The organism is Pseudomonas parafulva (assembly GCF_000800255.1).
Taxonomy (GTDB): domain Bacteria; phylum Pseudomonadota; class Gammaproteobacteria; order Pseudomonadales; family Pseudomonadaceae; genus Aquipseudomonas; species Aquipseudomonas boreofloridensis.
The window spans coordinates 3,207,927-3,225,495 of sequence record NZ_CP009747.1; the positions used below are offsets into that span (position 1 = coordinate 3,207,927).

At 66.2% G+C, this 17,569-nt stretch carries 15 protein-coding genes; 10 read left to right on the forward strand and 5 right to left on the reverse strand.

What is annotated here, in order from left to right; genetic code table 11:
• Nucleotides 1-4: 4 nt before the first annotated feature.
• The 9 genes from algG (at nucleotide 5) to NJ69_RS13905 (ending at nucleotide 10,761) form a co-directional block, all read left to right on the forward strand.
• Nucleotides 5-1,561: a mannuronan 5-epimerase AlgG gene (algG, locus tag NJ69_RS13865; RefSeq protein ID WP_039579933.1), complete on the forward strand. Its 1,557-nt coding sequence runs from the start codon at nucleotides 5-7 to the stop codon at nucleotides 1,559-1,561.
• Between the two features lie 13 nt (nucleotides 1,562-1,574).
• The gene (locus NJ69_RS13870) at nucleotides 1,575-3,017 is read left to right on the forward strand and encodes an alginate O-acetyltransferase (protein WP_039579936.1); all 1,443 of its coding nucleotides are present in this window, start codon (nucleotides 1,575-1,577) and stop codon (nucleotides 3,015-3,017) included.
• Nucleotides 3,018-3,024: 7 nt separating this feature from the next.
• The gene (locus tag NJ69_RS13875; protein ID WP_039579939.1) at nucleotides 3,025-4,128 is read left to right on the forward strand and encodes a mannuronate-specific alginate lyase; all 1,104 of its coding nucleotides are present in this window, start codon (nucleotides 3,025-3,027) and stop codon (nucleotides 4,126-4,128) included.
• A 178-nt stretch (nucleotides 4,129-4,306) separates the two neighbouring features.
• The gene (locus tag NJ69_RS13880) at nucleotides 4,307-5,767 is read left to right on the forward strand and encodes an MBOAT family O-acyltransferase (RefSeq protein ID WP_039579942.1); all 1,461 of its coding nucleotides are present in this window, start codon (nucleotides 4,307-4,309) and stop codon (nucleotides 5,765-5,767) included.
• 9 nt (nucleotides 5,768-5,776) lie between these two features.
• Entirely contained in the window at nucleotides 5,777-6,934 is a 1,158-nt protein-coding gene (locus NJ69_RS13885; protein ID WP_039579944.1) for an alginate O-acetyltransferase, read from the forward strand.
• A gap of 17 nt (nucleotides 6,935-6,951) precedes the next feature.
• Nucleotides 6,952-7,599: an alginate O-acetyltransferase AlgF gene (locus NJ69_RS13890; protein WP_039579947.1), complete on the forward strand. Its 648-nt coding sequence runs from the start codon at nucleotides 6,952-6,954 to the stop codon at nucleotides 7,597-7,599.
• A gap of 33 nt (nucleotides 7,600-7,632) precedes the next feature.
• Nucleotides 7,633-9,087, forward strand: coding sequence for a mannose-1-phosphate guanylyltransferase/mannose-6-phosphate isomerase (locus NJ69_RS13895; protein WP_039579949.1), 1,455 nt, complete (start codon nucleotides 7,633-7,635; stop codon nucleotides 9,085-9,087).
• A gap of 366 nt (nucleotides 9,088-9,453) precedes the next feature.
• Entirely contained in the window at nucleotides 9,454-9,918 is a 465-nt protein-coding gene (locus NJ69_RS13900) for a hypothetical protein (protein WP_039579951.1), read from the forward strand.
• 30 nt (nucleotides 9,919-9,948) lie between these two features.
• Nucleotides 9,949-10,761, forward strand: coding sequence for an SDR family oxidoreductase (locus NJ69_RS13905; protein ID WP_039579953.1), 813 nt, complete (start codon nucleotides 9,949-9,951; stop codon nucleotides 10,759-10,761).
• A 21-nt stretch (nucleotides 10,762-10,782) separates the two neighbouring features.
• On the opposite strand, the gene NJ69_RS13910 is transcribed toward NJ69_RS13905, so the two are convergent.
• The 4 genes from NJ69_RS13910 to NJ69_RS13925 form a co-directional block, all read right to left on the reverse strand.
• Nucleotides 10,783-12,216, reverse strand: a complete 1,434-nt coding sequence (locus tag NJ69_RS13910) for an efflux transporter outer membrane subunit (protein WP_039579954.1) — start codon at nucleotides 12,214-12,216, stop codon at nucleotides 10,783-10,785.
• Nucleotides 12,213-13,274, reverse strand: coding sequence for an HlyD family secretion protein (locus tag NJ69_RS13915; RefSeq protein WP_039579956.1), 1,062 nt, complete (start codon nucleotides 13,272-13,274; stop codon nucleotides 12,213-12,215). The genes NJ69_RS13910 and NJ69_RS13915 overlap by 4 nt, the downstream gene beginning before the upstream one ends.
• A 21-nt stretch (nucleotides 13,275-13,295) precedes the next feature.
• Nucleotides 13,296-14,828, reverse strand: coding sequence for an MFS transporter (locus NJ69_RS13920; protein ID WP_039579958.1), 1,533 nt, complete (start codon nucleotides 14,826-14,828; stop codon nucleotides 13,296-13,298).
• Between the two features lie 237 nt (nucleotides 14,829-15,065).
• A complete protein-coding gene (locus tag NJ69_RS13925) occupies nucleotides 15,066-15,962 on the reverse strand; it encodes a LysR family transcriptional regulator (RefSeq protein ID WP_039579960.1) in 897 nt (298 codons plus the stop codon).
• Nucleotides 15,963-16,137: 175 nt separating this feature from the next.
• Here NJ69_RS13925 and NJ69_RS13930 point away from each other — a divergent pair, with 175 nt between their 5' ends.
• Nucleotides 16,138-16,587: a universal stress protein gene (locus NJ69_RS13930; protein ID WP_039579964.1), complete on the forward strand. Its 450-nt coding sequence runs from the start codon at nucleotides 16,138-16,140 to the stop codon at nucleotides 16,585-16,587.
• A 112-nt stretch (nucleotides 16,588-16,699) separates the two neighbouring features.
• On the opposite strand, the gene NJ69_RS13935 is transcribed toward NJ69_RS13930, so the two are convergent.
• Nucleotides 16,700-17,563, reverse strand: a complete 864-nt coding sequence (locus NJ69_RS13935; protein WP_039579966.1) for an efflux RND transporter periplasmic adaptor subunit — start codon at nucleotides 17,561-17,563, stop codon at nucleotides 16,700-16,702.
• Between the last annotated feature and the right edge of the window lie 6 nt (nucleotides 17,564-17,569).

Genomic DNA, 17,569 nt, shown 5'->3' on the forward strand with positions numbered 1-17,569 from the left:
TTTTATGAACCTGCACCCGAACCTTCGCCACAGCCTGCTGGCCAGCGCCCTGCTGCTGGCCTGCGGTGTGGCCGCCGCGGAACCTGCGCTCACCGCCAAGGGGCTGCAACAGGCCAAGACCTACACCGTGGCCGCCGCGCCCAGCGAACCGTTGCAGATGGACCCGCCGACGCTGCCCGACCTCTCCGGCTACACCGCCGAGGCCGTGCAGCGCAAGATCGACCGTCGCCACAAGGGCAAGGTCAGCGTGCGCCGCATGCTCCAGGAAGATGCGCTCAAGGAGTTCATCGGCGGCGACAACAAGGCCGCCGAGTGGGTCCAGCGCCAGCACGGCATTCCCCAGGCGATTTTCGTCGACGACGGGCATGTCGACCTGACCGAACTGAGCCGCAAAGTGCCCGCCCAGTACCTGCGCGAAACCGCGCCGGGCGTGTACCTGGCGCGCCTGCCGATCGTGGTCGGACGCCACGGCGTGCTGGAGATCGACGGCAAGGTCAAGGAACTGCGTCTGTCCCAGGAGGGCGGCGCGTTCCTGATCAACGACGGCAAGCTGTTCGTGCGCGACACCCAGGTCACCGGCTGGCGTGAAAAGGACAACGGCCCGGCCACGTTCCGCTCGCCCAAGGAATTCCGCCCGTTCCTGCTCAGTTGGGGCGGCACCGAGACCTACATCGTCAACAGCAAGATGGCCAGCTTCGGCTACGCCAAGTCCAAGTCCTACGGGGTGAGCATTTCCCAGTACACGCCGAACATGGCCAAGCAGATGGGCCGCCCCGAACCGACCGGCTGGATCATCGGCTCCACGTTCAGCGACATGTGGTACGGCTTCTACTGCTACGAGACCCAGGGCTTCGTGATCAAGGACTCGACCTACCGCGACAACATCGTCTACGGCATCGACCCGCACGACCGCTCGCACGGCCTGATCATCGCTGGCAACACCGTGCATGGCACCCAGAAGAAGCACGGCATCATCGTCTCGCGTGAGGTCAACGACAGCTGGATCATCAACAACAAGAGCTTCGACAACAAGCTCTCGGGCGTGGTGATCGACCGCAACAGCATCAACAACCTGGTGGCCTACAACGAGATCTACCGCAACCACACCGACGGCATCACCCTCTACGAGAGCGGCGACAACCTGATCTGGGGCAACCAGGTGATCAACAACCGCCGCCACGGCATCCGCGTGCGCAACAGCGTGAACATCCGCCTGTACGAGAACATCGCCATGGCCAACGGCCTGGTCGGGGTCTACGGCCACATCAAGGACCTCACCGACACCGACCGCGACATCGCCCTGGACCCCTTCGACGCCAAGGTCTCGCTGATCGTGGTCGGCGGCGAACTCACCGCCAACGGCTCCGGCCCGCTGTCGATCGACTCGCCCCTGTCGGTGGAGCTGTACAAGGTGGCCATGCTCGCCCCGCGCAAGTCCAGCGGCATCAGCCTCAACGGCGTGCTCGGCGAGCGCCAGGACGAAATCCTCGACCTGCTGGTGCGCCAGCAGAAGGCCGTGCTGATCGACCCGGTCGAACGCCAGAGCGAAATGATCGATTAAGGAAGCCCAGACCATGACCCCACATTTGATCAAACTGCTCGGCCTGTCCGCCGCCCTCCTGGCCATCAGCCAGGGCGTGCGCGCCGAGCAGGTGCAGGCGCCGAGTTTCAGCGCCGAGCCCTGCTGCCAACTGTGCCCCGAGGCGCATGACGCCAGCCGCTACGTGACCCGCTACCAGCAGAACTTCACCACGCTGGTGCAGGCCCAGGGCGACTGGCTGTTCCGTACCCGCGAAGACCTGCGCACCGAGTTCGACACCACCCCCGGCGGCTACAAGCGCCTGCAGCAGGTGCACGATGCGTTCAAGACGCGCGGCATCGAACTGGTGATGGTGTACCAGCCCACCCGTGGCCTGGTGAACCGCAACATGCTCAAGCCCGAAGACAAGGCCGCCTTCGACTACCAGAAGGCCCTGCACAACTACCAGGCCATGCTGCAGCGCTTCGCGAAGATGGGCTACAACGTGCCTGACCTGTCGCCCCTGACCAACGAGCAGTTGGCCGCCGCCGACCAGGGCAAGGACTTCTACTTCCGCGGCGACCAGCACTGGACGCCCTACGGCGCCCAGCGCGCGGCGCGCATCGTGGCCGACACGGTGCACCAGATGCCGGCGTTCGAGGGCATCCCGCGCAAGGAATTCGAGACCCAGAAATCCGGGCGCATGGGCAAGACCGGCACCCTGCACAACGTTGCCGGGCAGTTGTGCGGCACCAGTTACGCGGTGCAGTACATGGACCAGTTCACCACCGAGCCGAAGGGCGAAAGCGGCGGCGACGACCTGTTCGGCGACTCGGGCAACGCCCAGATCACCCTGGTCGGCACCAGCCACAGCGGCAAGAACTACAACTTCGCAGGCTTCCTCCAACAGGCCATCGGCGCCGACGTGCTCAACGTCGCCTTCCCCGGCGGCGGCCTGGAGGGCTCGATGATCCAGTACCTGGGCAGCGAGGAGTTCCACAAGAACCCACCGAAGATCCTGATCTGGGAATTCTCCCCGCTCTATCGCCTGGACCAGGAAACCATCTGGCGGCAGATCCTCGCCCTGCTCGACGACGGCTGCGACGACCGCCCCGCGCAGATGAGCGCCAGCGCCACGCTCAAGCCCGGCAAGAACGAATTGCTGGTCAACGGTCGCAATGGCGTGATCAAGGACCTGGTCAACCGCAACCACCAGCTCGACATCCGCTTCGAGGATCCGTCGGTCAAGGTGCTGCAAGCCACCCTCTGGTACCTCAACGGTCGCCACGAGGACATCAAGCTGGAGAAACCGGAGACCTCCGACACCGACGGGCGCTTCGTCTTCCAGATGCGCGAAGACGAGGACTGGGCCAGCCAGAACCTGCTGGCCCTGGAAGTCCAGGGACCGGAAAGCGGCACCCAGAAGGTCGAGGCCAAACTCTGCAAACGCAACAACTTCGCCGGCAGCGCGCGCCACACCGCGCAAGCCGGCCAGTGAGGCGAACATGACGGCATTCACGCGCACCCTGCGTCCTGCATTACTGACCCTGGCCCTGTTCGGCGGCGCCGCCCACGCGGCCCTGGTCCCGCCCCAGGGCTACTACGAGGGCATCGAGAAGCTCAAGGTCAGCGACGGCAACTTCCGCTGCGAACCGGCGCCCAAGCCCTACACCGGCGCGCTGCAATTTCGCAGCAAGTACGAAGGCTCGGACAAGGCCCGGGCCACCCTGAACCTGGCTTCCGAGCGAGCCTTCCACCAGTCCACCGCCGACATCACCACGTTGGAGAAGGGCGTCAGCAAGATGGTCGGTCAGTACATGCGCGACGGACGCCCGGCGCAGCTCGACTGCGTGCTCGGCTGGCTCGACCGCTGGGCCGAGGCCGATGCGCTGGAGTCCACCGACTTCAACCACACCGGCAAGTCCATGCGCAAATGGGCGCTGGGCAGCATGAGCGGCTCCTGGCTGCGCCTGAAATTCTCCAGCGCCCAGCCCCTGGCTGCGCACCGCGCCGAGGCCCAGCGCATCGAGCGCTGGTTCGCCAAGCTGGCCGAGCAGACGGTGCGCGACTGGAGCGACCTGCCGCTGGAGAAGATCAACAACCACAGCTACTGGGCGGCCTGGTCGGTGATGGCCACTGCCGTGGCCACCGACCGCCGCGACCTGTTCGACTGGGCGATCAAGCAATACAAGGTCGGCATCAACCAGATCGACGACCAAGGCTTCCTGCCCAACGAGATCAAGCGCCGCCAACGCGCCCTGGCCTACCACAACTACGCCCTGCCGCCGCTGGCGATGATCGCCAGCTTCGCCAAGGCCAACGACGTCGACCTGCGCAGCGAGAACAATTTCGCCCTGCAGCGTCTGGGCGAAGGCGTGCTGGCCGGCGCTCGCGACCCGGTGCATTTCGCCGAGCGCGCCGGGGTCAAGCAGGACCTCAAGGACCTCAAGGTCGACAGCAAGTACGCCTGGCTCGAACCCTGGTGCGCGCTGTACCAGTGCGTCGGCGACACCCAGCAGCGCAAGCACGGCATGCAGCCGTTCAACAGCTTCCGCATGGGCGGCGACATGACCCGGGTGTACGACCCGAACGCAGAACGCAAGAAATGAAATGACCCCTGTGGGAGCGGGCTTGTCCCGCGATTGCGTCCGGCTGGACAACACCGGCGAATCGACTGACGCAATCGCGACAAGCCCGCACACAGGGACCAAGGTGATCCGCCGCGTTTTCGTGGGGGGTTTGGGGGGCGCTGTGCCCTGGCTGCTGTGAATAAAAAGGAGAACCGGGATGGTCTTTTCGTCCAACGTGTTCCTGTTCCTGTTCCTGCCGGTTTTCCTCGGCTTGTACTACTTGAGCGGCAACCGTTATCGCAACCTGCTGCTGCTGGTCGCCAGCTACATCTTCTACGCCTGGTGGCGGGTGGACTTCCTCGCGCTGTTCGCCGGCGTGACCCTGTGGAACTACTGGATCGGCCTGAAAGTCGGCGCCGCTGGCGTGCGCAGCAAACCTGCCCAGCGCTGGTTGCTGCTGGGCGTGGGCGTGGACCTGGCGATTCTCGGCTACTTCAAGTACGCCAACTTCGGCGTCGACAGCCTCAACGCGATCATCGCCTCGTTCGGCCTGGAACCGTTCATCCTCACCCATGTACTGCTGCCGATCGGCATCTCGTTCTACATCTTCGAGTCGATCAGCTACATCATCGACGTGTACCGCGGCGACACCCCGGCCACGCGCAACCTGATCGACTTCGCTGCGTTCGTGGCGATCTTCCCGCACCTGATCGCCGGTCCCGTGCTGCGCTTCAAGGACCTGGTGGAGCAGTTCAACCACCGCACCCACACCCTGGACAAGTTCTCCGAAGGCTGCACCCGCTTCATGCAGGGCTTCATCAAGAAAGTGTTCATCGCCGACACCCTGGCGGTGGTCGCCGACCACTGCTTCGCCCTGCAGAACCCGACCACGGGCGATGCCTGGCTCGGCGCGCTGGCCTACACCGCGCAGTTGTACTTCGACTTCTCCGGCTACAGCGACATGGCCATCGGCCTGGGCTTGATGATGGGCTTTCGCTTCATGGAGAACTTCAAGCAGCCGTACATCAGCCAGTCGATCACCGAGTTCTGGCGGCGCTGGCACATCAGCCTGTCGACCTGGCTGCGCGACTACCTGTACATCACCCTGGGCGGCAACCGCAAAGGCACCCTGGCCACCTACCGCAACCTGTTCCTGACCATGCTGCTGGGCGGTCTGTGGCACGGCGCCAACTTCACCTACATCATCTGGGGCGCCTGGCACGGCCTGTGGCTGGCCATCGAACGGGCGCTGGGCATCGACACCAACCCGCAGCGCTTCAATCCGATCAAGTGGGCCTTCACCTTCCTGCTGGTGGTGGTCGGCTGGGTGATCTTCCGCGCCGAGAACCTGGAAGTGGCCGGTCGTATGTACGGCGCCATGTTCAGCTTCGGCCAGTGGCAGCTGTCGGAACTCAACCGCGCCCAGCTCACCGGCTTGCAAGTGGCCACCCTGGTGGTCGCCTACCTGAGCATGGCGTTCTTCGGCCTGCGCGACTTCTATCGCAACGCCACCCCGCCGATTGCGGCGCGCGTGCCGGCGCAGGTCCACGGCGACGGCACCCTGAGCCTGGACTGGACCCGGGTGATGACCCGCGCCCTGGTGCTGCTGCTGTTCGTTGCCTCGATCCTCAAGCTTTCGGCGCAGAGCTACTCGCCGTTCCTGTACTTCCAGTTCTGAGGGGATGACATGAACCGGACACTTCGCATCACTTATTCGTTGTCGTTCCTGGGCCTGCTGGTCGGGCTGGGCGCCTGGTCGCTGGGCGGCCTGGACAGCTTTACCCGCACGCAACAGATGACCCTGCTCGACGGCAAGTTGGCCAAGGCCGCCGAGACCCACTACGACGAACAGTTCCCGATCAAGCGCGTGGGCACCAACCTGTGGGCGGCGCTGGACTTCACGCTGTTCAACGAAGGCCGTCCCGGCGTGGTGCTGGGCCGTGACCAGTGGCTGTTCAGCGACGAGGAGTTCAAGCCCGACGCCAGCGCCGGCCAGCAGATGCAGGACAACCTGGCGCTGATCCGTGGCGTGCGCGATACCCTGCAGCAGCGCAACATCGAGCTGGTGCTGGCGATCGTGCCGGCCAAAGCGCGGGTGTACGCCGAGTACTTGGGCAAGGAACAGCCGGCCAGCCTGCACGGCGAGCTGTTCAACCAGTTCCACGCCCAGGCGCGCCAGGCCAACGTGTTCGCCCCCGACCTGCTGGCGCCGCTGCAGCAGGCCAAGGCGCGCGGCCAGGTGTTCCTGCGCACCGACACGCACTGGACGCCGATGGGCGCCGAAGTGGTCGCGCAGAGCCTGGGCGAAGCGGTCAAGCGCCAGCAACTGCTCAAGGCCGAGCCCCAGGCCTACATCACCGAGGCGGGCAAGAGCGCGCCGTACAAGGGCGACCTGACCAACTTCCTGCCGCTCGACCCGCTGTTCAGCGACCTGCTGCCACACCCCGATACCCTGCAGCAGCGCACCACGCGCCCCGCCCAAACCCAGGGCGAAGGCGACGACGCGCTGTTCGCCGACGCGTCCATTCCGGTCGCGCTGGTGGGCACCAGCTACAGCGCCAACCCGCACTGGAACTTCCTCGGCGCGCTGCAGCAGGCGCTGCACAGCGACGTGGCCAACTACGCCGAAGACGGCCATGGCCCCATCCAGCCGATGCTCAAGTTCCTGCAGAGCGACGCCTTCAAGAACACCCCGCCGCAGGTGGTGGTCTGGGAATTCCCGGAACGCTACCTGCCCATGGGCACCGACCTCAGCAGCTTCGATCCGCAGTGGATCGCGCAGTTGAAGAACACCCGTCAATCCGAAGCACACCTGGCCCTGTCGTCCACCCGGACGACCCACTGAAAGAGAGGAACACGCACATGACTCGCAAGCCATCCATCGCCAAAGCCCTCACCCTCGCGGCCGGCCTGTCCCTGGCATCGCTGCAGGCCTTCGCCGGCGCCGACGCCGCCCTGTACGGCCCCAGCGCACCGAAAGGCTCGACCTTCGTGCGCCTGTACAACGCCGGTTCCGCACCAACGGCAGCCTCGGTGGGCAACACCCAGATCAAGCAGGTCGGCGCCCAGGCCAGCAGCGACTTCAGTTTCCTGCCCGGTGGCGACTACACCGCCCAGGTGGGCGGCCAGAGCGTGCCGGTCAAGCTGGCCGCGGACAAGTACTACACCCTGGTCAACAACGCCAGCGGCACCCCACAACTGGTCGAGGAACCGCCGTTCAAGAACAAGCAGAAGGCGCTGGTGCGGGTGCAGAACCTCAGCGACCAGGCCCTGACCCTGAAGACCGCCGACGGCAAGACCGAAGTGGTGAAGTCGGTGGCGGCCAAGGGGCGCGGCGAGCGCGAGATCAATCCGGTCAAGGTCAACCTGGCCTTGTTCGAAGGCAACAAGAAAGTCGGCGACGTCAAACCCGTCGCTCTGGAGCGCGGCGAAGCGGCCGTGCTGTACGTCACCGGTTCCGGCACCCGCCTGTCGCCGGTGTGGGTCACTCGCCCCGTGGCTAGCAACTGATCCCTGCCTCTCAACGACTATTGGAGAAACACGATGATCCCGGTAATTCTTTCTGGTGGTAGCGGTTCGCGTCTGTGGCCTTTGTCGCGCAAGCAGTTCCCCAAGCAGTTCCTGGCCCTGACCGGCGAGCACACGCTGTTCCAGCAAACCATCGAGCGCCTGGTGTTCGAGGGCATGGACACCCCCATCGTGGTCTGCAACAAGGCCCACAAGTTCATCGTCCAGGAACAGTTGGGCGCGCTGAAGCTCGACACCCAGGCGATCCTGATGGAGCCGTTCGGCCGCAACACTGCGCCGGCGGTGGCGATGACCGCGATGAAGCTGGTCAACGAAGGGCGCGACGAGCTGATGCTGGTGCTGCCGGCCGACCACGTGATCGAGGACCAGAAGGCCCTGCAACGCGCCCTGGCCCTGGCCACCGTGGCCGCCGAGCGGGGCGAGATGGTGCTGTTCGGTGTGCCGGCGACCAAGCCTGAGACCGGCTACGGCTACATCCGCTCCAGCCAGGATGCGCTGCTGCCCGAGGGCGTGGCGCGGGTCGCGCAGTTCGTCGAGAAGCCCGATGAGAAACGCGCCAACGAGTTCGTCCGCGCCGGCGGTTACTTCTGGAACAGCGGCATGTTCCTGTTCCGCGCCAGCCGCTTCCTCGAAGAACTGAAAAAGCACGACCCGGACATCTACGACACCTGCCTGCTGACCCTGGAGCGCAGCGAAGAAGACGCCGATGCGCTGAGCATCGACGAGGCCACCTTCGCCTGCTGCCCGGACAACTCCATCGACTACGCGGTGATGGAAAAGACCCAGCGCGCCTGCGTGGTGCCACTGTCGGCCGGCTGGAGCGACGTGGGCTGCTGGTCGTCGCTGTGGGACGTGCACGAGAAGGACGATAACGGCAACGTGACCAAGGGCGATGTGGTGGTGCAGGACAGCCACAACTGCATGATCCATGGCAACGGCAAGCTGGTGTCGGTGATCGGCCTGGAGAACATCGTGGTGGTCGAGACCAAGGACGCGATGATGATTGCCCACAAGGACAAGGTCCAGGGCGTCAAGCAGATGGTCAACACCTTGGACGAGCAGGGCCGCAGCGAGACCCAGAATCACCTGGAGGTCTACCGTCCGTGGGGCTCCTACGACTCGGTGGACATGGGCGGGCGTTTCCAGGTCAAGCACATCACGGTCAAGCCCGGCGCCAGCCTGTCGCTGCAGATGCACCACCACCGCGCCGAACACTGGATCGTGGTGAGCGGCACCGCCGAGGTGACCTGCGACGAGAACGTGTTCCTGCTGACCGAGAACCAGTCGACCTACATCCCCATCGCGTCGGTGCACCGCCTGCGCAACCCGGGCAAGATCCCGCTGGAGATCATCGAGGTGCAGTCCGGCAGCTACCTGGGCGAGGATGACATCGAGCGCTTCGAGGACGTCTACGGCCGCACCTCCACCCCGGTCGAACGCGGCGTCTCGGTCAAGACGATCGCGCAGTAGGCCTGGGCCTACGGCCAGCTTCGAGCGGCAAGCGGCAAGTAAAAGCGGGGTGGTGGGGCATTCGAAATCGAGCGCTCACCACCGTCCTAACGCGATTCACTCAAGATGTGCATAGCTGGAATTGGGGCTGCTGCGCAGCCCATCGCGGCGCAAGGCCGCTCCCACAGGGGCCGTATAAACCCATGTTTCTGGGTTCACGCGGACGTTGTGGGAGCGGTCTTGTGCCGCGAAAGGGCTGCGCAGCAGCCCCAGCATTCCTCAAGTGAACAGCACTACTCCACCGTCCCGCTTTTTCTTGTCGCTTGCCGCTTGCCGCTTGCAGCTACAAGCTTGTAGCTTGTAGCTTTTCGAAGGCCTGGGCACGTCATGATCATCGGTGCGTTTCTCATCCTTACCTGGTTGGTGCTGCTGCTGCGTTATCCGGGCAAGGCCTTGCCGATTTCGCTGGCGGCGCTGTGCGGACTGGGGCTGGTCGCTCTGGTCGTGGTCTGGCAGGACAATCGTGAAGCCTCGCAACTGGCGCGACTGGACATTCGCCTGAGCTATGCGCCTGGGCAATGTCCTGCCGATCGGGCGCTGCACGTCAGCATGAGAAACGCCAACCAAGCCCCGCTCAGCGAACTGCGCTGGCGCGTGGGCGCTTATGCGCCGGGCGATACCGTCAACCTCGCTGAAAACACCTACGCTGCGCCGCGCTATCGCGGGCCGGGTGAGCTGCAGGCCGGCGCCGAGTGGAACGACTGCCTGCCGCTGCCGCCGCTGCGCGCCGGGTATCGGCCGCAAACCCTGGAGTTTCGCGCCGAGCATCTGCAAGGCACCTTCGCCAATTGATCCGACCTGCCCCAACTAAAGGCTTTGACCATGACTACCGTGCTCATCACCGGTTGCTCCAGCGGCATCGGCCGCGCCCTGGCCGACGCCTTTCGCGATGCCGGTCACGAGGTCTGGGCCACCGCCCGTAAAGACGTCGACGTTCAGCGCCTGCACGCGGCCGGCTTCAGCGCCCGCCAGCTCGATGTCAACGATGCCCAGGCCCTCGACCGCCTGGCCGAAGAGCTGCCGCACCTCGACATCCTCATCAACAATGCCGGTTACGGCGCCATGGGACCGCTGCTCGACGGCGGTGTCGAGGCGCTGCGCCAGCAATTCGAAACCAACCTGTTCGCCTTGGTCGGCGTGACCCGCGCGCTGTTCCCGCTGCTGCGTCGCTCCCGTGGCCTGGTGGTGAACATCGGCAGCGTGTCCGGCGTGCTGGTCACCCCGTTCGCCGGGGCCTATTGCGCGTCCAAGGCCGCGGTGCACGCCTTGAGCGATGCCCTGCGCCTGGAACTGGCGCCGTTCGGCATCCGCGTCATGGAGGTGCAGCCGGGGGCCATCGCTTCGCAGTTCGCCAACCATGCCCAGCACTCGGTCGAACAGCTGCTGGCGGCAGACTCGCCATGGTGGCCGTTGCGCGAACAGGTGCAGGCACGGGCGCGGGCTTCGCAGGATCGCCCGACCCCGGCCAGCGTGTTCGCCCAAGGGCTGCTGGCCGCTACCCAGCGCTCGCCGGTGCCGGCGCTGGTGCGCTTGGGCAATGGCAGCAGGGCACTGCCGCTGATTGCCCGGTGGCTGCCGCGACGGCTGCTGGACTGGGTGCTGCGCAAGCGCTTCGGCTTGCTGCGACCGCTGTAAGCAGCGCGGCGGCGCTCGACCTCAACCCAGATCGAACGCCTGCCAGCCGCCACCGAGCGCCTTGTATAGCCCCACCAGCGCCTGCGACACCGCCGCCGAACTGTCGATCCACTGCTCTTCGCTGGCCAGCAGCGCCGACTGCACCGACAGCACGTTGAGAAAGTCCACCGCCCCTTCCACGTACTGACGCTGCGCCGTTTCCAGCGCGATGCGGTTCTGCTGCACCGCTTCGGCCAGATGGTCGCGCCGCAACTGGCTGGCGTTGTACAGGCGCAGCACATCGTCGATCTCGTGCCAGGCGCCGAGCACCACCTTGCGGTAGTTCAGCGCCGCTTCCTGTTGCTGGGCCTCGCGCAAGTGCAACTGCCCTGTGAGCCGTCCACCTTCGAAGATCGGCAGCGACACCTGCGGCCCGAAGGCGAAGCGCCGCGCATCCCAGGCGCCGAAGTCGGCGAGCTGCAGCGACTGGAACCCGGCGCTGCCGGACAAGCGAATGCTCGGGTAGAAGTCGGCCTTGGCCACCCCGATGCTGGCGGTGGCAGCGTGCAGACGGGCCTCGGCCTGGCGGATGTCCGGGCGCCGCTCGGCCAGTTGCGACGGGATGCCGATGGCGAAGCGCTGCTGCGGCGCCGGCAGCTCGCCGGGCGCCAGCAGGGTGCTCTGCAAGCTGCGCGGCGGTTCGGCGGCCAGCAGGCTGAGGGCATTGATCAGGTCGTCGCGACGCGCCTGCAAGGTCGGCAGCCGCGCCTCGATCATCGCCACCTGGGCGTTGGCCTGGGCCACGTCGAGCCGGGTGGCGACGCCTTCGGCCTGGCGCTGTTCGGAGAGTGTCAGGCTGTGCCGGGCCAGGTCGAGGTTGTCCTCGGTGATCTGCAAGGTGTGCTGCACGGCGCGCAACTGAATGTAGTCGCCAGCGGTTTCGGCCAGCAGTGCCAGCAGCACGGCATTGCGGTCGTTCTCGGCCACCGCGACATTGGCATCGGCCGCCTCCACCTGACGCCGCACGCGCCCCCACAGGTCCAGCTCCCAGCCGGCCACCAGATCCCCCTGCCAGAGGTTGTAGGCCGACTTGCCGGCGTTGCCGGACGGATCGTTCAGGCCCTCGGCGCTGTTGCGCGAGCGGCTGTAGCCGGCCTCGGCCGCCACCGACGGCGCCTGGTCGGCGGCCACGCTGCTGCGCAGCGCCCGGCTCTGCAGCAGGCGTGCACTGGCCATCTGCAGATCCAGGTTGCGGGCCGCCACCTGCTCGATCAGGGCACTCAGGCGCGGGTCGTGGAAGCTCTCCCACCAACGCTGTTGCAGCGGCTCGGCCAGGGGTTGGCTGGCGGCCTGCTCGCCTTGCACGGCGCCCCACTGCTGCGGCGCCTGACTGTCGGGGCGCTGGAAGTCCGGGCCCAGGGTGCAGCCGCTGAGCAGCGCGGCGAGTAACAGGGTGACGGCTGGCTGGCGGCTCATCGTGCGCTCACCTGTTTACCGGCGAGGCCGTCATCCTGCGTATCGATGGTCGCCTCCACCGACATGCCCACCCGCAGGCGCTCGCGCAAGGGCTGGTCGTCATCGAAAACGATGCGCACCGGGATGCGCTGCACCACCTTGGTGAAATTGCCGGTGGCGTTGTCGGGCTTGACGGCGGCAAAGGTCACACCGGTGGCCGGAGCGATGCTCTCGACCCGCCCGTGCAAGGTTTCGCCCGAAAAAGTATCCACGCTGATGCGCACCGCTTGGCCCGGCTGGACGTGGGTGAGCTGGGTTTCCTGAAAGTTGCCCACGACGTAGGCCTGCTGCAGCGGCACCACCGACAGCAAGCGCGCGCCTGGATTGACGTAGGCGCCCACGCGCAACGCGCGTTCGCCGACCATGCCGTCCACTGGCGCGACGATGCGCGTATAGGACAGGTCCAGCTCGGCCTTCTCCACCCCGGCCTCGGCGCGTTTGAGCTGGCCGTCGGCACTGGCGACCTGGGCCTGGAGAATGTCCACCTGCTTGCGCGTGGCCAGCAGCGCCGCCTGGGCGTTGGCCAGCCGTGCCCGCGCCTGGTCGACCCGGCTGCGCGCCTGCTGGGCGTTCTGCACCGTGCCGGCGCCCTGCTCGGCCAGGCGGCTGTAACGGGTCACTTCATGGTCGGCGAAGCCGACTTCGGCCTGCGCCGCCTTCACCGCCGCCTCGGCCTGGGCGATCAGCGCCGCCTGACGATCCAGGGTGGCGCGGGCATCCAGGCTCTGCGCCTTGGCCACCAGCAACTGGGCCTGGGCGGCATCCAGCGCGGCCTGGTAATCGCGGGCGTCGAGGGTGGCCAGCAACTGACCAGCCTTGACCTGCTGGTTGTCCTCCACCAGCACCTGCTTGACGAAGCCCGCCACCTTCGGCGCGACCACGGTGTAGTCGGCGGTGACGTAGGCGTCGTTGGTGCGCTGCTGGTGGTCGCTGCCCAGCAGCCAGGGGCCGACCACGGCGGCCAGCAGGGCCACGGCGAGCACCGCCGCGATGATGAGTGTCTTGCGCGTGTGGGTCATTTTGGCTTGTCTCGAACGGGGTCAGGCCACGGCACGGGGTGGGTAGACCCGGGTAGGCACGAAGGGAATCAGGCAGATCAGGGCAACGGCGACAGCCGCCATCACCAGGTACAAGTCGGCACTGGTCAGCACCAGGGCCTGCTGATGCAGGCGCCCGGCCAGGTTGGCCGCCGTGTCGTCCACCAGCGGCGCGTTACCCAGGCTGTCGACCAGGTGGTTGGAATGGAAATGCCGGCGCAGGGTGCCCAGCGCATCGAGCAGGCCGACTGCGACCGCTGCCGACAGCCCTTTGACCGTGTTGAACCAGGCCGAGGCGAACGGGCCATCCTGCGGACTCATGCCGGTGGTGGAGAGCATCAGCAGCGGCAGCACCGCCATCGGCTGACCGAACACCTGCAACAGGTAATACGGGTAGAAGTCGCCACGAATCCACTGGCTGGTCAGCAGGCTGCTGCCCAGGCACGAAGCCGCGAGCATCGCCAGCCCGGTCGCCAGCACCCAGCGGCAGTCCACCGCGCGGATATTGCACAGCGCGGCGGTGAGCGGCAGGGCCAGCAGTTGCGGCAGCGCCACCAATAGCATCAGCGGGCTGGTCTGCGCCGGGCGATAGGCCTGGATCTGCGCCAGGTAGGCCGAAGGAATGCTGGCCACCCCGGAGAGCACGATCAGCACCCCGGCCAGCGTCACTAGGGCAAAACTCAGGTTGCGCCGCGACAGCAGGCGCAACTGGAAGAACGGCAGCGGTTCGGACCATTCGTTGTACAGGAACAGCACCAGCAGCAGGCTGCCCCCGCCGAGCAGCCAACAGATGAGCGGCGAGTCGAACCAGCCCCAGCGGTCGCCCAGCGACAGGCCCAGCACCAGGCTGCTGATGGCCGGCAAACCCAGCAGCACGCCGCGCCAGTCGAACTGGGCGAAGCGTTCCAGGCGCAGCGGATCCTGCGGCAACCCCCAGGCCACGCAGCCCATGGCCAGCAGCGACGGCAGGATGATCTGCCAGAACGCCCACTGCCAGCCGACGTACTCGGTCCACAGCCCGGCCAGCGGCGTGCCCAGGTTCGGCCCGAAGGTGGCGGTGAGGGCATAGCAGGCCAGCCCATAGACCTTGATCCCCGGCGGCAGAAAACGCAGCGCCACGCTCATCAGCATCGGCGGCAATGCGCCGGAGGCGAAGCCTTGCAACACGCGCAGCAGCATCAGGCTGTGCAGGTTGGGGGCGAACGGCTGCACCAGGCCGAGCCCGGCAAAGGCGGCAATGGCGATGAGGGTGAAACGGCGCAAGGAAAAGGTGGTGGCCAGCCAGGGCGAAAAGGCCATGGCGGACACCGACGCCGCGGCATACACCGCCAGCAGCCAGGCCCCTTCATCGGCGCCGATGCCCATGGCCCCGCGTATATCGGCCAGGGCAATCTTGGTCACCCCCTCATTGAGCCCGGCACACAGCACCGCCAGCAGCACGCCGAACAGCCCCACCACCACCCGCAGGCCAAACGGCGACTGCGCAGGCGCTGCGGCCACCGGGGCGGCGATAGCAGGTGCGGTCAGGGCACTCATGATTCAGACATCTCCAGCAACAATTCTTGGCTGGAGGGATTTTAGAGGCGGCCAATGCTTACGAAAACTGACTTGTCGGAAGGTTAGAGTTGCGCCGGGCGCAACTCTAACCAGCGGCAAGCTTCGAGCGGCAAGCTGCAAGTGAAAGCGGATCGCGGCGCTTTTGATTTTTCTTGCAGCTTGCAGCTTGCCCCTTGCAGCTCGCCTTTTCCGCTTGCAGCTTAAAGCTAAGCGCCGCTAGGCGGCGCAGTCCTTGACGGTGCGGCGTAGCCAGCGGTGGGCGGGGTCGTTGTCGAAGCGGGGGTGCCAGGCTTGCATCACTCGCACTTTTTCCAGGGGGACCGGGATCTCGAAGGCGCGCAGCGGCAGGCCGAATTCCAGGACATTGCCGAGGATGTTGGCCGGCATCGGCAGGATCAGGTCAGACACTGGCAGCGAGAACATCGCTGAGTGGAAGCTGGGGGTGATCAGCGCGATGCGCCGTTGCAGCTTGTGGTTGGCCAGCTCCACGTCGATCGGGCCACTGGCGCGGCCACGGCGCGAGACGCTGATCTGCGGATACAGGGTGAAGCGCTCGGGGGTGATGGGCTGCGCGAAGATCGGATGCTGCTCGCGGGCCAGACCGACGAAATGGGTGTCGAACAGATGCTGCACCTTGATCTCCGGGCCCAGGTCGATGCTCGAACTCACCACCAGGTCGATCTGGCCCTGACGCAGCACCAGGTCGTCGTCGCCGTGCGCCTCCGGCACGAAGCGCAGCACCGTGCGCGGCGCCTGTTCCTGCATGACATGCAGCAGGCGTGCGCCGTACAAGGCGACGAACAGGTCGTTGGTGCGGATATTGAACGTGCGCTCCAGGCCTAACAGGTCTACGTCCTCGCCGCTGTTGAACACCAGTCCGGCCTGCTCCACCAGCGCCCGCACCTGATCGCGCAGGGCCATCGCCCGGGGGGTAGGCACCAGACCGCGCCCGGCGCGCACCAGGATCGGGTCGCCGAGCGCCTCGCGAATGCGCCCCAGGGTCCGGCTCATGGCGGCAGGGCTCAGGTTCATACGCTGCGCTGCGCCCACCACGCTGCCCTCGTCGAGCAAAGCGTCGAGGGCGACCAGCAGGTTCATGTCCGGAAGTTGCATGGGCGATTACCGTGATCCGTGTGTGAAGCGCGATGGTAGCAGGTCGCACGATTGCGTCTGGTGCAATGACGACATGCGCCGCAGGCTCTTTATCGTGGCAGGCAAAGGCGCAAGAATGCGAGCGGTCGTTTGCGGGTCAATCGCTGCGGCGAACCCCACCCCGCCAGGAGTTTCCATGCCTCAGCCGATCCTCATCGCCATCGACGCCTCCCCCGCCAGCACTGCGCTGATCGACCTCGCGCGTCGCTACTGCCGTCCCGACCAACACCGCCTGCACGTGCTCCTGGCCATCGACCCGACCTTCGCCGTGCACGCGCGCCCGGCGACCTACTCCGAAGAGGAGCGCGAGGAATATCCTGCGGCCTGCGACGAGCAGCAACTGGCCGAGCGCGCCCTGCAGCAGGCCGTGGCCACCTTGCGCGAGGCGGGCTTCGACTGCGAGAGCGCCATGGTCGCTGGGCAGCCACAGGACGCTATCGTCGCCAAGGCCCAGGCACTGGACTGCGCCCTGATCGTCATGGGCCACCGGCACCTGTCGCGGCTGGGGCGACTGCTGGACCCGTCGATCAGTGCCAAGGTGATCGACCGGGTGAAGGTGCCGGTGCTGGTCTGCCCCGCGTCCTGACACCTGCTCACAGCCTGTCGCGAAGGCCTGGCGCGCAGCGCGCCGTCATCAGCCATCGCGGGGTTTCAGGATGATTTCGGTCGCCAGGTGTTGCGGCCGCTTCGCGGCGGATTCAGTCTTCAATGCTCGGCGTCACCACCACCGTACAGGTGGTGCCCGCCGCCAGCAGATAGCCCTCGGGCACCTCGTCGATGTGAATGCGCACTGGCACCCGCTGGGCCAGGCGCACCCAGTTGAAGGTCGGGTTGACGTCCGCGACCAGCTCGCGGCTCTGCGGGTTGTCGCGGTCGTAGATACCTCGGGCGATGCTCTGCACATGCCCCTGCAGCACCTCGCCGCTCATCATCTGCAACTCGGCCCGATCGCCCGGCTTCACATGGGGCAGCTTGGTCTCCTCGAAGAACCCGTAGACCCAGAACGACTGCTCGTCCACCACCGCCATCACCGCCTCGCCGGTGCGGGCGTAGTCGCCCTGATGAACGTTGAGGTTGGTCACGTAGCCGTCGACGCTGGCGAGGATCTCGGTGCGCTTGAGGTTCAGCTCAGCCGCCGCCAACTGCGCTTGGGCCTGCTGGTAATCGGCCAGCGCGGCGTTGGCGAGGTTGCTGGCGTCGTCGCGGTTCTCCTTGGAGATCACCAGGTTGTCCAGATCGGCGCGGCGGCGGGCGTTGTCCTTGCGCATCTCCCAAGTGGCCTTGCGCGAAGCCACCAACGCGCGCGCCTGATCCAGCGCCACCCGGTAATGCTCGGGGTCGATGCGAATCAGCACATCGCCCTTCTTCACCCGCTGGTTATCGTGCACCGGCACCTCGACCACATAGCCAGGTACGTCGGCAGCGACGTTGATGATGTCGGCGCGTACGCGGCCATCGCGGGTCCAGGGGGTGGTCATGTAGTGCAGCCACAACTGGCGACCGATCACCACCGCAGCGGTGAGCACCAGCAAGGTGGCCAGCAGGCTGAAGAACTTTTTCATAAGGGC

Excerpts from the sequence above, each read along its gene's own strand:
- algG (WP_039579933.1), top strand. The coding sequence starts at position 5 with ATGAACCTGCACCCGAACCTTCGCCACAGCCTGCTGGCCAGCGCCCTG.
- NJ69_RS13880 (WP_039579942.1), top strand. The coding sequence starts at position 4,307 with ATGGTCTTTTCGTCCAACGTGTTCCTGTTCCTGTTCCTGCCGGTTTTC.
- NJ69_RS13900 (WP_039579951.1), top strand. The coding sequence starts at position 9,454 with ATGATCATCGGTGCGTTTCTCATCCTTACCTGGTTGGTGCTGCTGCTG.
- NJ69_RS13930 (WP_039579964.1), top strand. The coding sequence starts at position 16,138 with ATGCCTCAGCCGATCCTCATCGCCATCGACGCCTCCCCCGCCAGCACT.
- NJ69_RS13925 (WP_039579960.1), bottom strand. The coding sequence starts at position 15,962 with ATGCAACTTCCGGACATGAACCTGCTGGTCGCCCTCGACGCTTTGCTC.
- NJ69_RS13910 (WP_039579954.1), bottom strand. The coding sequence starts at position 12,216 with ATGAGCCGCCAGCCAGCCGTCACCCTGTTACTCGCCGCGCTGCTCAGC.
- NJ69_RS13895 (WP_039579949.1), top strand. The coding sequence starts at position 7,633 with ATGATCCCGGTAATTCTTTCTGGTGGTAGCGGTTCGCGTCTGTGGCCT.
- NJ69_RS13870 (WP_039579936.1), top strand. The coding sequence starts at position 1,575 with ATGACCCCACATTTGATCAAACTGCTCGGCCTGTCCGCCGCCCTCCTG.
- NJ69_RS13885 (WP_039579944.1), top strand. The coding sequence starts at position 5,777 with ATGAACCGGACACTTCGCATCACTTATTCGTTGTCGTTCCTGGGCCTG.
- NJ69_RS13890 (WP_039579947.1), top strand. The coding sequence starts at position 6,952 with ATGACTCGCAAGCCATCCATCGCCAAAGCCCTCACCCTCGCGGCCGGC.
- NJ69_RS13920 (WP_039579958.1), bottom strand. The coding sequence starts at position 14,828 with ATGAGTGCCCTGACCGCACCTGCTATCGCCGCCCCGGTGGCCGCAGCG.
- NJ69_RS13875 (WP_039579939.1), top strand. The coding sequence starts at position 3,025 with ATGACGGCATTCACGCGCACCCTGCGTCCTGCATTACTGACCCTGGCC.
- NJ69_RS13935 (WP_039579966.1), bottom strand. The coding sequence starts at position 17,563 with ATGAAAAAGTTCTTCAGCCTGCTGGCCACCTTGCTGGTGCTCACCGCT.
- NJ69_RS13915 (WP_039579956.1), bottom strand. The coding sequence starts at position 13,274 with ATGACCCACACGCGCAAGACACTCATCATCGCGGCGGTGCTCGCCGTG.
- NJ69_RS13905 (WP_039579953.1), top strand. The coding sequence starts at position 9,949 with ATGACTACCGTGCTCATCACCGGTTGCTCCAGCGGCATCGGCCGCGCC.